Source organism: Dyadobacter chenwenxiniae (genome assembly GCF_022869785.1).
Lineage (GTDB): Bacteria > Bacteroidota > Bacteroidia > Cytophagales > Spirosomataceae > Dyadobacter > Dyadobacter chenwenxiniae.
Map to the genome: position 1 here is coordinate 3,596,858 of NZ_CP094997.1, position 14,500 is coordinate 3,611,357.

The 14,500-nt window shown below is 44.0% G+C and carries 12 protein-coding genes; 9 read left to right on the forward strand and 3 right to left on the reverse strand.

The features are described from left to right. Window positions 1-2 precede the first annotated feature (2 nt). From MUK70_RS15325 to MUK70_RS15335, 3 genes are all read right to left on the reverse strand, one after another. A complete protein-coding gene (locus tag MUK70_RS15325) occupies window positions 3-3,005 on the reverse strand; it encodes a sensor histidine kinase (RefSeq protein ID WP_234653487.1) in 3,003 nt (1,000 codons plus the stop codon). 258 nt (window positions 3,006-3,263) lie between these two features. Then, complete coding sequence (locus tag MUK70_RS15330; RefSeq protein WP_234653489.1) at window positions 3,264-4,055, reverse strand: hypothetical protein; 792 nt, start codon at window positions 4,053-4,055, stop codon at window positions 3,264-3,266. 43 nt (window positions 4,056-4,098) lie between these two features. Further along, window positions 4,099-4,521 (reverse strand): hypothetical protein, encoded by a 423-nt coding sequence (locus tag MUK70_RS15335; RefSeq protein ID WP_234653491.1) that lies wholly within the window; start codon window positions 4,519-4,521, stop codon window positions 4,099-4,101. Window positions 4,522-4,866: 345 nt separating this feature from the next. On the opposite strand from MUK70_RS15335, the gene MUK70_RS15340 reads away from it, so the two are divergent. From MUK70_RS15340 to MUK70_RS15380, 9 genes are all read left to right on the forward strand, one after another. Next, window positions 4,867-5,955 (forward strand): phage tail-like protein, encoded by a 1,089-nt coding sequence (locus tag MUK70_RS15340; RefSeq protein ID WP_234653493.1) that lies wholly within the window; start codon window positions 4,867-4,869, stop codon window positions 5,953-5,955. A 16-nt stretch (window positions 5,956-5,971) separates the two neighbouring features. Continuing rightward, complete coding sequence (locus MUK70_RS15345; RefSeq protein WP_234653495.1) at window positions 5,972-6,730, forward strand: T9SS type A sorting domain-containing protein; 759 nt, start codon at window positions 5,972-5,974, stop codon at window positions 6,728-6,730. Window positions 6,731-7,365: 635 nt separating this feature from the next. Beyond that, on the forward strand, window positions 7,366-9,270 hold the full coding sequence (locus MUK70_RS15350) for a zinc-dependent metalloprotease (protein WP_234653496.1): 1,905 nt from the start codon (window positions 7,366-7,368) through the stop codon (window positions 9,268-9,270). Window positions 9,271-9,277: 7 nt separating this feature from the next. After that, window positions 9,278-9,898: a hypothetical protein gene (locus MUK70_RS15355; RefSeq protein WP_234653498.1), complete on the forward strand. Its 621-nt coding sequence runs from the start codon at window positions 9,278-9,280 to the stop codon at window positions 9,896-9,898. A gap of 353 nt (window positions 9,899-10,251) precedes the next feature. Then, a complete protein-coding gene (locus MUK70_RS15360) occupies window positions 10,252-11,058 on the forward strand; it encodes an SDR family NAD(P)-dependent oxidoreductase (RefSeq protein WP_234653500.1) in 807 nt (268 codons plus the stop codon). 13 nt (window positions 11,059-11,071) lie between these two features. Beyond that, window positions 11,072-11,983: a helix-turn-helix domain-containing protein gene (locus MUK70_RS15365; RefSeq protein ID WP_234653502.1), complete on the forward strand. Its 912-nt coding sequence runs from the start codon at window positions 11,072-11,074 to the stop codon at window positions 11,981-11,983. A 133-nt stretch (window positions 11,984-12,116) separates the two neighbouring features. Then, window positions 12,117-12,932 (forward strand): oxidoreductase, encoded by an 816-nt coding sequence (locus MUK70_RS15370; RefSeq protein WP_234653504.1) that lies wholly within the window; start codon window positions 12,117-12,119, stop codon window positions 12,930-12,932. Between the two features lie 6 nt (window positions 12,933-12,938). Then, window positions 12,939-13,769: an AraC family transcriptional regulator gene (locus tag MUK70_RS15375; RefSeq protein ID WP_234653506.1), complete on the forward strand. Its 831-nt coding sequence runs from the start codon at window positions 12,939-12,941 to the stop codon at window positions 13,767-13,769. Between the two features lie 238 nt (window positions 13,770-14,007). Further along, window positions 14,008-14,424: a helix-turn-helix domain-containing protein gene (locus MUK70_RS15380; protein ID WP_234653508.1), complete on the forward strand. Its 417-nt coding sequence runs from the start codon at window positions 14,008-14,010 to the stop codon at window positions 14,422-14,424. The last annotated feature ends 76 nt before the right edge of the window (window positions 14,425-14,500 follow it).

Below are 14,500 nucleotides of genomic sequence, written 5' to 3' on the forward strand. Positions count from 1 at the left end.
ACTTAAACCGGAATCCTGATAATGACCTGGGTCCCGGACGCCTCGTTGTTTTGGTCCATGAGGTCGATGATTTCTACACTGGCGCTGGTTTGGGCATATTGGTTCAGGATGGCAATCCTGTCCTCGGTGAGTTTCATTCCCATAGATTTCTTACTTGTTGCCGACTTGCTTTTAAATTCACGCGCTTTTTCACGCCCCACGCCATTATCTTCGACGACGCACTGCAGCACGTTCTCTTCCAGCATACTGATCTTTATCAGGAGCTTACCATTGGTTTCCTGATGCAGCAGACCATGCCAAATCGCATTTTCGACATAGGGCTGAATGATGAGTGAAGGCACTTCGATTGAATCTGCAAAAACATTATCGGCAAGGAATATTTCGCAGCTGAATTTATTGTCAAAACGAATTCCTTCCATTTCAATGTACAGCCGCAATGCTTCCAGTTCATTGGAAAGCAGCACTTTTTTACTGTTTGAATTCTCAAGAATGAGCCTGATCAGCTTTGAAAACCTGGTCAGATAAAGAGAGGCGGTCGCATTATCGCTTTTCACGATATAACGGTTAATCGAATTAAGGCAATTGAAAATAAAATGCGGGTTCATTTGCGCACGCAATGCTCTCATCTCAATCTCTGAAACACGTTCGCGCATGGTGATTTGCTGTCGGATAGCCCGGATCCGGCCCCGGAATATGACATACCCGATCCCGCCGGTGACCAGTATACCCAAGCCTATGAACCAGGCACGTTTCCAGATCGGAGGTAAAATCACAAAAGAGAAAGGGTTCGAGGTTTCATCCCAATTTACGCCGTCCAGACTGGCCGCCACCGTGAAAGTGTAATTGCCGGATGAGAGTGAAGAAAAACGAACCTTGTTGTTCCGTCCGTTTAACGACCAGTTGCTGTCCAGCCCGATCATCCGGTACCGGTAAGTCAGCTTTTGAGGATTTCGGTAATAAGTGGTCAGGTATTGAAATTCAACCGAGTTTTCTTGCCAGTTCAATTCCATAGGGGCAGGCCGCAGCAGATACATGGTATCGTCCTGATTAACCTTGACGTTGGAAATGCTTACGTTCAGTTTCTCCTTTATTGGTTTGATCTCCTCCGGTTTGAAGTAATTCAACCCGTTGAATCCCCCGAGAAAGACATATCCGCTGCGGGATTCCTTTAAAGCATTGAGATTAAATCGCTTATTCTGAATATTGTCCCAAACATCAAACCATTCGAGCTTTTGAGAAACGTGGTCATAACGGTACAATCCATCGTCGGCGCCAATCCACGTTTTGCCGGTTTTGTCACGGTATAACATAGTAATCCGCTGGTTACGCAGCTGTGGGAATATAAGCCTTCTTTTTAATGATTTCTCCGAGCGGATGACTTCGTATAAACCTACCGAGCCGCACCAGATTGTCGAGTCGTTTTGTATCAGCAAAGATGTTATCAAAAGACTGGGCGTAAAGCTGATATCATTATACAACGTTTTGAAATTCTTGTTTACATACAACAAGCCTCTGTACGAGCCCATCCAAAAGTTGCCGCCCTGTTCCTCTGCAACCGTTTGAATGTTGTGATAGGCCTCCGGAAAATACCTTTCACTGACCAGATAAGTATCTTTTTCGATGAAATAGCAGGTTTCCTCTCCAACGATCAGGTGGCCGCCTTTGTGCAGTCGGTAAATCGTCGCGATCAATTCGTTCTGCATTTTTCTTCTCAGCCTGATACCAGATATTCCCTGTGGATATTTCAGCGGCCTGAACGATTCGGCAACCGGATCAAAAATAACAGGCTCGCCTTTTTCTGGTGCGATAATGAGAATTCGTCCGTCATGAACAAGTGACCGCACCGCCGGAAAAGGTAAACCTTTACGCCCCTTAACATCCGGACGGTAAGATTTGACTTTGCCGTCAACCAGGTTTAGCCTGTAAAACCCTTCAACGGTCCCCAGCCAGATGTTACCATTTTTGTCTTCAGTCACGGCACGGATATTATTATTCCATTCCCTGTCAGCGTTTTTCAAACCTCGCAACCAGCCAATGTTATGTTCGAGTGGCCTGAAAAACACGATGCCTTCCTGACAAACGAGCCAGAAAGTACTGTCGGAATCGAAATAATCCGTATAATTTTCGTCATTGGGAAGCTCGTTTCCCGAATTGTAAAGTGTGGCTTTGGTGAACGCCTTCGCTGTTTTGTTATACTTGTAACAGCCTTTCCTCGTGTTAACCAGATAATTATCTCCTTTTAAATGATTTATGCTGTTCAATTCGACCAATGGCAACCCGGAAATGCGTTTGACCGACCTTGTTTTGAAATTTACTTCAAAATTTTGAAGCAGGTGGTTTGTGGCCCAGGCCACATCTTCTGAAAAAGGAACCACAGTTCTGATACCTGGGAGAGGAACCATTCGAACTTCCTTGCTTCGGGTGTTTACTGTGAAAACTGTGTCGATATCCGCTATAAAAAGATTATATCCTTTTGCGTTAAATATCCGCCGGTAAAACCTGTGGTTTTCAAGGCCGGGCAATGGATAATGCTTAAATGCATCCTCTCCGGCAATGTAACTGTAGAGGCCTTTTGTCGAATTGGCCCAGATCCGGTTGTCCGGTGTGACCTGTAATTTGTTAAGCTTATTATCCGGCTTTACGCCCCTGCCGGTAATGCGTATTGGCTCAAACCCTTTGATATCATTTACATACCGCTCAATACCAGATTCAGTTGTAATGTAAATTACTCCCGACGAATCGGCTGCGATATCGTGCAGATCCTCACCATTTGTCTCGATACGTTTTACATTCTGGCCGTCAAACCGTTGTAAATGCCTCGAAGACTGTATCCACAAAAAGCCCTTTTTATCTTTAATGATCCGGTAAATGTCTGACGTCTTAATTCCGTTGCTTTCATTGAGTACCTGCACATTGAAATCAGGGAGCTGTGCCAGGCAGGTAAAACCGCACAACTGAAAAAGTGTGACAACGAAGCGGGTAATTAAGTTTTTGAAACAGTTCAAGCTCGTGAATTCATTTAAGCTAACAAATTCCCGATTTAATCGGCATTTTGGATGTATTGATCTGTACCTGTCCGATTTATTTAGTAAACGGTAACATTTCCCATGTGGACTGTCAATGATTCACTTATCTTGTAGACAGCTGATTTCAGACTAATTTAAACGAAGAAAGCGCACCTTAGTGCGCTTTCTGTAATCCGGCTATTGTCCGCGCAGCTGGGTTCTTTCTTTAAAGTTTCCGTGTTTCGTTTCGTTACCGGATTATTTCAATTTCTCATATTCTTCATGCAGCTTGCCTTCCCAACCCTTTTGCGTCACTTTGTTTTTATCAAATGTGATCTGGTGTGTCTGCAACAGACCTTTTCGGCTACCATCCGGCTTCCATGACCAAAACTCATTGGTTTCCGTCAGCGTTTCCCCATTGAAATTGTAACGAACTCCACCCCCTCCCTGAAAGCTCTTAGTCGCCTCATTGTAGTATGCGTATATAGCAATCGGGTAGGAATAGATCTTGATGGTGGTCATATTTTTGTAAATGCCTTCTCCAAACCGGCCCTTCTCTCCCCATTCGCCTCGCGTCATTTTCCAGATTCCTTCCAGCCTTTTGTCTTCCAATGGTGTATCTGCTTGCAGCCGTTTGAATTTCTCATGAATAGGATAGTTTTTGTACTTATCCGAATTGATCTTGCCGTGCTGTTCAAACGACTGGTCGCCAACCTCGAAGTCGAATTCAAAAGTTTTCCCGGCAGCTGTTGAATCCCAGGAATAGAAGCTGATATGCTCCACGTATTTTCCGTTTGCTATCTCATATGTTCCTCCTGCAAGGCCATTGAAGGAAGCACGGCCCTTTCTGTTGTCGTCATAATAAGCGACCATCCAAAAGCCGTCCCGCAATACTTTGATCACCGTTAAGGAATCGTCCTTCCCCCAATCCTTCATATCGCCAAATTTGTAGGCTGACCGGATAAATACACCGTCGACTTTACTAACCGGCCTGAATGCTGTAAATCCTGCCAAAAGAAGCAAGCAAAATGGTACTAATAACTTTTTCATGTGCTTGTGATTGAATGATTTATATTGTTATGAAGCAATTGACTCAGCGTTTGTTGGTTACCCCTTTCCTGACCAACTCAAAAGTGCCACCATCGGTATCCTTATTGCCAAAACCCCAGGTTCCTTTTAATGTGCCTTGCGACTTTATGAAGGTTGCTTTAAGCGAATAATTTGAGTTGTAGGGTATGTCGTTGTGATAAGTGGATAAAAACTGATCTCCTGAAATCGTCCACACCCCTTTGCCGATTTTTTTGCCGTCTTCATTCAGCTCATGAATCACGCCATTGGGGTCGATTTCAAAGCCCATGAACCAGTCGGGCACCTTGGTTCCGTTTCCATACTTTCCTTCCCAGGTACCTTCCACTGACGTGGGCGCAGGTTGGACGGCATCATCATCATCATTGCTGCATGCGGCGATAGCCATGAGTGCTAATAAAAGCAAACTGTAAATTCTGAAAGATTTCATTTCTGTTTTATGTTTTGTTTTGTGCAAAACTATGGTGAGGCGCCAGCTTGCGAATCTGGTAATGAGCGGAATGCACTTTTTTTGAGTGTTCTGTAACGCCATAAATATTCCGCGCGAAAAACATAGCCGCTAACTCAATTTCTTGGTCGCAGGCGCGTCTCATTAGCGGTCAGACCGGACGTCAATCGGGCAGGATACGGTGTGTTCTTTGACCGTTAAATCATGTACTCAATAAAGTAACTGCATACACCAGGCAAACCGCCATCCACTCAGTCCCCTTAGTACTGAGCTGGCGGGCCATTCTACATTTACGGCGTTATTTTAAACACTATTAAACTTTTTATCATGAAATGGCTATCAATACTCACCTTCCTTCTTTGCTTTCTGGGAAAAATTTCACTCAAGGCGCAGGCACCTGAACAAATGAATTACCAGGCAGTTGCCCGGAATGCGGCTGGGATTGCCCTCTCTAATCAGAACATTACGTTGCGCCTCAGTGTCCGACACGATAGCCCGTCGGGTAATGCTGAGTATAGTGAAACCAGAAGCGTTACCACCAATAATCTGGGCTTGTTTACGGTCGCGATTGGCAGTAATGGCGCCACGGATGTGTCTGGCTCCATGAACGCAGCGAACTGGGAAAACGGTCCGAAATTTCTGAAAGTTGAAATCGATCCCAGTGGCGGTAATGCTTTCACCGACATGGGCTCCTCGCAATTGCTGAGTGTACCTTATTCATTGAGCAGTGCCGACAATCAGTGGAAAACAAATGGCAATAGCATTATCAACAAGAACAGCGGCAATGTAGGTATCGGGACAAACGCTCCGGACGCAAGCGCATTGCTGGACCTGAGCAGTGAGTCCAAAGGATTGCTGGTTCCGCGGATGAACGCCCAGCAAAGAACAACCCTTTCTCAGCCAGCAACCGGGCTGTTGGTATACCAGACCGAAGCGCCGGAGGGATTCTACTATAACAAAGGCTCCGCTGGTTCCCCAAATTGGATTTTGCTGGGTGGGACAGGCCCTCAGGGGCCACAAGGTTCTCCAGGTGTTATTCAAAGTGCGTATGAAGCGGGCTCAGCCCCATACCCTTCATCCATCATGGCATTCATCACCAAACCTGTCAGGTTAACCATTCAGGAGGGTCAATCAGTTTTTGTCATTGCATCAAGGGCTTTGGGAGGTTATTTTGTGGCTAACGAATTGGGTATCAAGCCAATTGCTCAGAGTACCATCCCAGGCAGTCCGATTATAGAGTTGGGCCTGGGCATGTTTGGACTTCAGGTGCCGGCCAATACAAGAATTATCCATTCTGTCAACGGCGTTTTCAAAAATCTTCCTGCGGGGACTTATGACTTTGGAATGGGAGGTGTTACCAGCAGCGCGAACTGGATCAACTGTGAATGGGGCTATACGAGTGTTTTGGTCTACTAACATCAACCCGATCAACATGAAAAAGTATTTAATAGCTGTCTTCTTGGCAAACTGCACGTTGGTAGTCCGCGCCCAAAGCCTGAGCCCGCAAATAATTAATGCAGGCGGTGGGCAGGGAAATGCCGGAACCCTGTATCTGGATTGGAGTGTGGGCGAAATGGCAGGCGTACAGACATTAAAATCCCCGGCAAATATGCTGTCACAAGGATTATTACAGCCCGATGCTTTTGCCCCTTTCCCTGTTAAGCTCATTTATTTTACAGGAAAAGCCTTTGACGCCCAGAATGAGCTGCGATGGGCAACTTCGGAAGAAACGAACAACGAATATTTCCAGGTAGAGCGATCGTCAGACGGCTTGATATTTTACCCCCTGACACGGATTGCAGGAACGGGGAATTCGACTCAATCAAAAACATATCATTATTACGACCTTTCTCCTGTTGCACTATCCTATTATCGCCTCAAACAGGTCGATTATGATGGGACATATAGTTATTCGAAAATGGTCGCCTTAAAACAGCCATTAGCACCAGCTCAGTATGTGGTATATCCCAACCCGACCGATGGGATTTTAAATGTATCCGGTATCAAAATAAACAAGCCGGTTGAGCTGTATGTTCTGGATATAACAGGCAGGGTAATGACGCAGCAGAAATCAGGCGCTGTCGAGACTATCAAACTTGATTTGCAAGCATTACCTGCCGGAACCTACATTTTGAACATTGTGGACCAGAGAACGGGATCAGGCTTTACGTCCCTGTTTGGCAAGCATTGAATAACTTATTCCCCGGGCTGAACCCGAGGCAATTGATTGCTGAGATCTGATAAATAAAGCAGCTCACTGTTTTTTTGACTTGGCAATTGAAGGATGGGCGTATTTATCTTGACTAACGTTATTAACCCATTGTGCGGTTAGCAAAATAGTGCATGTTTAATGCGTCCGAGTGGTTTGCTTGCCAAGTTTGATTCTGGTCGCTTATTGAGTTTCAGATTGAACGTAAGAGTTCGTCCAGTAGAGTAAGTTTCGATAGTCTGGCCAGGCGGAGAACTCCTTTATCTTTTAGATACCTCAATGGATTCAACGACTACATAGCTGCGGTCTTCTGGAAAGTAGTTTTCTCCCGGATAACAGTGCCGGCTTGCAGTCATCATTTTTTTGCGTTGTAACGTTCGTTTGCATTGAGTTCGATGGAATCGGTTCGAGAAGAGAATTGATCCGATCCACCCATTGGTTCGATTCTGATATACGTATTCAAGATTGTAGCTCTTTTGCGTCATATTAATGCTACTTAAATTTCTATTTTTAAGAAAAAATTTAAATAAATGTAAAAATAGTTACAACCATATGGGGCGCATTGGAGTCTTCGTGTAAAAAAGTATTCTTTTTGCTCATTTTAACTTCAAAAAACAATGAACAGATTTTTTACATTTTCTCCCATCAGATTTATCGCAGAACTAAGAGGCGGTTTATCCTTACAGAGTAAACAGCCATACTTGGCTGTCCTGTTATTATTGGTTGCTATAAGTTCGGTAGTTGGCCAGTCAACTGGCTCAGAAACGGATCTATTTACAGTTATTTCGAAAGACGAGGTTTCGCTTCAGGCGACTGTCTCAGAAAAGATTAATAAGATGAACGGATCCAGGCTCTACCAGCAGATCGTTCCAGTAAAAATTGGGCGAATACCCCGAATCCAAAAAAACGGAGTCCTCACATTTTCCATCCCGGGTTCACAAGAAAAATTCACTTTCATTGCACAAAAGGTCAATGCTGAATCTGACCTTGATTTTGTATGGTACGGCCATTCGAAAGATTATTTATCTACGGCGACTTTTATAAGTGAAAAAGGGGCTATATCCGGAGCATTCAATGTTGGCAAACGGTACTTTCAGGTATATACTTTGGACGATGGAATATCTATTCTGCAGGAAGACAGAACGGATATCACCGTCCAGTGTAGTTCTGGTGAGCACGGCTATGCAAAGCCAGATACGATAGTGCAGCCTTCAATTCCAACAGACAAAGGCGCGAGAATGGGCGTGTGTACGGAACCAACCCGGGTTTTAGTGGTATATACCCAAGCAGCCGCCAACAGCGTAGCGAACATTGGACAGACAATCAATTTGTCGGTCCAACAGTACAATCAGACATTAGCTAACTCGGGGGTATCAACGCCCCAGACAAACAATATTGTATTAACTGGCACGCAGTTGGTAAACTTCGCTGGGGCAAACGATCCTGAGGGTACGCCCGACGCTGAACAAGCTGCGGCTTTCGTGCGGGACAATGCAAACATCCAGAACCTAAGAAATCAACACAATGCAGACCTGGTGATTTGCATGGTAGAACGGGAATATAATAATGGGGCTATTGGTTCAGTTGTTGTTGTCCCGGCGAGTAATGTTAATTATGCAGCCATCGTAAGGGGGCCCTTCTCAAGTGCTGCGAATTTTTTCACATTCACTCATGAATTAGGTCATTTAATGGGGGGACGTCATCAGACTGACCCAGGTCCACCTTCATATTCCCACGGTTTTGCATTTGCAGCCAACGGCGCATTTCGGACGATGATGCATACGTTTCAAGACAATTCAAACCGTATAATGCACTTTTCCAGCCCAAATGTAAATTTCAACGGCGTGCCGACCGGAACAAGTAACGTTAACCATGTTGCCAGAGTCATCTCAGAAACCAGTTTGAATGTTGTAAATTTTAGGCCATCAGTAACGCAACCTTTTAATGCAACCATTATCGGCCCAACAAGTATAAACACAGCTGGTTGGTACGATTGGGAATTATACTTTTTTTGCCAGCCTCTTGGTTCCACGACCTGGCAATTCAGTACTGATGGCTTTAACTATGGGTCCCCGGTAGGTTTTGGGGATGCAGTCAATTTCTATAACATTGACGCCAGTAACAATGGCACCCTGTTTCTTCGTTGCATAATCAATAACGGGGGACAAAATTATGTTACAACTACCACAATCAATGTAAATATCTGTTCGGGATGCAGGCAGTCCTCCGAGTTTGTTACGGCAAGTACTTCTAAGGAGCTGGTTACTGATGTCAAGGCGGTCTATCCCAATCCAGCAGATAAAGTGCTTACGGTCGATTTCTCTCTTAGTGAAACATCCGATGTTGAATTGGAATTATTAGATATAACAGGTCAGAAAAGGGTTCAAAAAACAATTAAAGGTGTCGCCGCCGGGAGTCACAAACATTTTGTTGAATTAACATCGTTAAATAGTGGCATGTATATATGCAAATTCAAAAGCGGTACAAAAACCACCGCCAGACCCTTTGTTGTGCTTAAATAATTAAGTTATGAAAACGGTAAGTATTCTGGTTTTTGTCATCCTTACTTTTTCTTGTAAGGATGACATCGGCTTCAATCCAAATTCATATGATGGGCAATACCCAAAAAATATGGATGGCTCTGATATCCAAACTTACAAGTCTGAAATTCTGGGTGGCCAGATTGAGGCTTCTTTCAATGGGCATACATGGAATCATGCACCATACCTTTCAATTAACGCCGAGGTCTTAAGCCCTCCAAATTCCGTGGGTGGAAGCCAGGAGTTATTCATCTCTATATCTTCTTTGCTGACCAATCGTCCCATTGAATCTTGTATTTTAGAGACTTTGCTGTTTAGGGTACCCCTTGCTACTGGAATCACATCAATGAACAAGTTTGTAGAGTTAACCGAGCACGAATACACTGTATTGAAGTTTACCAGCATCAATTGTGATGCTGGTAAAGACCAATATGTAATGGACAGAAGTGTGGAAAACACTATTAATGTTTTAAGTTACGATCCCCTCACCGGAGCAATTCATGCCGAATTCGACCTCAGTTTTAAGATAAGTCAGAGAAATTCTTCTTTCGGTCCAATCTATCCGGAAAGGGTTGTGCTGAAAGGTCGGGTCGAAACGAATTTGAAGTAATAACTCACAGGAAGACTTTAACGAAATCGTTATTTCTGAATTTACTCGAAGATTGACCATTCAGATTTTATTACTGGTTTCAGAACTGTTTTCTCTGACTCCATTTTCATAAACCAAGCCCTTCTGCCTTACGCTGAGCTTGTTTTTTCGGGCTGAGGATTCAAGTTTTGCAAAATGGCTTGTCAGGATTTTTGTAGTAGTAATCCAAATACTGCTGATTGCTCGTCCTTGACATATACACTTCGCATTGCTTGACGAGTCACCCGATTATTGAACACAACAAACCGACTTTTGATTACAAGTTGTTCAGCGTACCGAGCGTCTTTTGCATCATCATTTAATGCAGAGACAAAATGAAATATACATTGGTAACGGGAGCTTCTGGCGGAATCGGAGAAGCTTTGGCAATAAAGCTGGCTAAGAAAAAGCATAACCTCGTTCTTGTAGCCCGCAACGCGGAGAAACTCTCCAAGCTTAGTAAACAATTACAGGAAACCTACGGAGTGCAGGCAGCTTACATTGCGGCAGACCTTGCTAAACAGGAGGCTCCATTTCAAATTTTTCAAGAAACCCGAAGACAAAACTGGGAAATCGATATGCTGGTCAACAATGCCGGAATCGGCTCAGGTGGTGAGTTTGCAACGTTGAATTTGCAATCGGAATTGGATCTGATGCAACTAAATAATGCATCCCTGGTGGCTATGACGCATCTTTTCATGCAACCTATGCGTGATCGTAAAAGCGGTACAATCATCAATGTAGCCTCGCTGGCAGCTTTCGCTCCGGTACCCTACATGGCGACTTATGCAGCGAGCAAAGTATTTGTCCGCTCCTTTACCGAGGCGATAACAGAAGAATGTAAACCATATAATATTCAGGTTATGTTGTTTGCGCCGGGACTCACAAAAACCAATTTCAACGAAGCTGCGGGCATCAATAATGAAAAGGGAGCCGGACTGAACGCAGATTATCAAACCGCTGCAACGCAGACGCCGGACGAAGTGGCCGACGAACTATTGCAGGCATTAAACACAAAAAAACATTTCCACGTATCCGGAAGCAGGAACCGCCTGGGCTCACGTATCGTGGCGTTATTGCCTAATGCGATGATCACCCGCTTTATGGCCAAGTCCTATCAGAAAAAATTAGCGCTCTTGTAACTAACTTAGTACGATGGAAACGACAACGACGGTTCACATTCAGTCTATCAGCCAGCTGCACCAACTCTTGCAGCTCCCGAAGCCCAGGCATCCAATGGTGAGCCTGATCCCATTTAAGGATTTTCCCGAAATAAAAATTGAAGAGCGTACAAGGCTTATTACGGATTTTTACCAGGTGACTCTGAAGACAGAATGCCCCTGCAAAATTCAGTACGGCCAAAGCATTTTTGATTTTGATGAAGGGGTAATGTCCTGCTTTGCGCCGCGGCAGGTAAGCTTTATTGAGAAGGATTTTGTCTTTGCCAAAGCTGGCTGGCAGCTATCTATCCATCCGGATTTCCTGCGAAATTCGGCTTTGGGGAGCAAGATCAAGTCTTACGGTTATTTTGATTATGCTGTCAATGAAGCGCTTATCCTCTCCGACGATGAGCAGAAGACAATGGAAACGATTTTCCTGCAATTGCACAAAGAATTATTGCTGCCTATTGACAATTTTAGTCAGGAAGTATGGATTGCGAATATTGAGCTGATGTTGACTTACTGCGATCGCTACTACAACCGGCAGTTTATCACGCGCAAAACAGTCAGCGATGAGCTTCTGAATAAAGTTGAAAGAATCTTGAACAATTACTTTGAGTCCGACCAGCTCAATAATGGTTTACTCACGGCCCAGTTCTTGGCGGAAGAGTTACATTTATCTTCCAAGTATCTGAGCGATTGCCTAAAACAGCTTACGGGCTGCACCACGCAACAATTGATCCATGAAAAATTGATCGAGCGGGCCAAGGAAAGGCTCTCGACTACGCAGCTGTCAGTCAGTGAAATTGCCTATCAATTAGGTTTCGATTATCCGCAGTCATTTAGCAAGCTTTTCAAAACAAAGACACAGCAAACACCACTGCAATTCAGGGCGGGCTATAACTAAGAATTTATTGTGATGCACTGCCTTTGAAGCATGACCCTGTCAGCATACAAACTTGGACTTTTCAACAAACCCGCACCTGCGAGCCTGAATTACCTTTGCTATATAAATTTTAGCAAAAGAAAACTTAGGCAATATGAAAAAGACAGTGTTAGTAACAGGGGCTTCGGCTGGAATTGGCAAAGCGACTGCCATTTATCTCGCACAAAATGGTTATAATGTGTACGGTGCAGCGCGCAGGATCGACAAAATGCAAGACTTGAAAACGTACGGCATTAAACCGATCTCACTCGATGTAACAAAAGATGAAAGCGTGACAGCGTGCGTAAATCAAATATTTCAGGAAGAAGGGAGTATTGATATTTTGGTAAACAATGCAGGCTTTGGACTGGAAGGGGCGATCGAAGATATACCCATGGAAGACGCACGCTATCAATTAGAGGTGAATGTCTTTGGTGCCATGCGTTTGGCACAACTGGTTTTACCGAAAATGCGGGAAAACAGATACGGCAAGATTGTGAACATTTCGTCTGTTGGCGGTAAGATTGCTTTTCCACTGGGTGGTTGGTATCACGCCAGCAAATTTGCACTGGAAGCATTGAGCGATAGTATGCGAAGTGAAGTGAAGGAATTTGGTATCGACGTGATCGTTGTTGAGCCTGGCGCCACCCGATCTGAATGGGGCAATGTTGCAACGGATATTCTCATGAAAGTTTCAGGCCATACCGCTTATAAAGACCTGGCGGCCAAAACACACAATGTATTTACCCGGTTAAATAAGGATATAGCAGAACCGGAAGTGATCGCTAAGCTCGTCAGGAACGGGATAGAAGCAAAAAGTCCGAAAACACGGTATACGACTTCACAAATGGCCTCCTCGCTTTTGCTATTTTTGAGAAAAATTCTATCCGACAAGCAAATGGATAGATTGATCATGAGCCAAATAAAATAGTGTGCTGTGGAAAACGTCGTCATTCAACATAATATCCTGTATGCACTGGGTCATCAAAAAACGCAAAGCAGTGAACATTACTTTCCCGAACACGCCCTGGGAATCATGCTGTCAGGCGAATCGTACTATTTTTCGAATGACGGAACATTTGTGATGAGGGAAGGCACCATCTGCTTAATGCGTAAAAATGAGTTATTCAAAAAGCTCAAAAAAGCAGGTCCAAACGGTGAGCCGCCTTCATTGATCTGCATATTCCTTGATCAAAAATCTTTACTCCAATACGCAGCAGAAAATGATGTTCCAAAACAAAGCGGGTATAAGGGGCACGCTATGATTGACTTAACAGGCAATGTGTTTTTAAAGGGATTTTTTGATTCATTGCTGCCCTACGTCGATCATCCGAGCAAACTAACAGCAAAGCTAGCGGAGCTAAAAACCCGTGAAGCCATTGAGCTATTGCTACAAAGCGGTGATGTTTACCGAAAACTTTTGTTTGATTTTCAGGAACCGCATAAGATGGATTTGGAAACGTACATGAACCACAATTTCAAGTATAACATTCCCCTATCATCGTTTGCTAAACTCGCAGGGCGTAGCCTGTCTACCTTCAAACGGGATTTTACAAAGATATTTGAAACATCGCCCGAAAAGTGGTTACAGCAAAAGCGTTTGGAACAAGCGCATTATCTCATTTCAAAGAGATCAATGCGGCCTTCTGAGGTTTATCTAGAAGTTGGGTTTGAAAACCTGTCGCACTTTTCATTCGCTTTCAAAAAAACATTCGGCCTGACGCCAACCGAGTTGATTGAACAAAACAGATCGGAGATCGCTAACTAAAAAAATTGATATATTGGCGCAAACTTGGTAGCTGTCCATAAATGAACTTTCTTCTCGAAGCAGATTGCAAAGGCATTTTGCCATGTCACTTGGGGAGGATGGCTAGTTAAAGCACCGACTCTCCCCAATTGTACGCAACGAATCCATCAGGTAACATACATTGCAATGCATGTAAGATATCCGGGCACTTCCGGGGAGATTTACATAAATTGCTTTTTTTAACCAAACACCTTTTCGCATGACACATACTACCTCCAATCCAAAGATTCACGAAGGCCGTAATTTGAAGCGTTTCAGGGAAATGATGTCGGTGAAGCAAGATGCGCTAGCATTTGAGCTCGGTGAAGATTGGAACCAGCAAAAAATCTCGCTACTCGAACAAAAAGAAAAAATTGATTCTGATATTTTGGAACAAGTTGCGGCGATTCTTAAAATTCCTGCTGAGGCGATTCGGAATTTTGATGAGCAGCAAGCTGTGAATATTATCGCGAACACATTTGATAAAGTTGAAAACTCCTTCAACTTCGGCACCTTTAATTTACATCCGGTTGAAAAGATTATTCAACTTCACGAGGAGAAGATTGCTTTGTATGAGCGGATGTTGAAGGAGAAGGATGAAATGATGGGGCGGTTGGAGCGGCTGATTCGGGGGTAGACAAAAAAGACAGCTTAAAGCTCCGGAGGAGCTACCTGTTTCTAGAAAATCGAAGATCGTATGTTTCTGGCCCCAG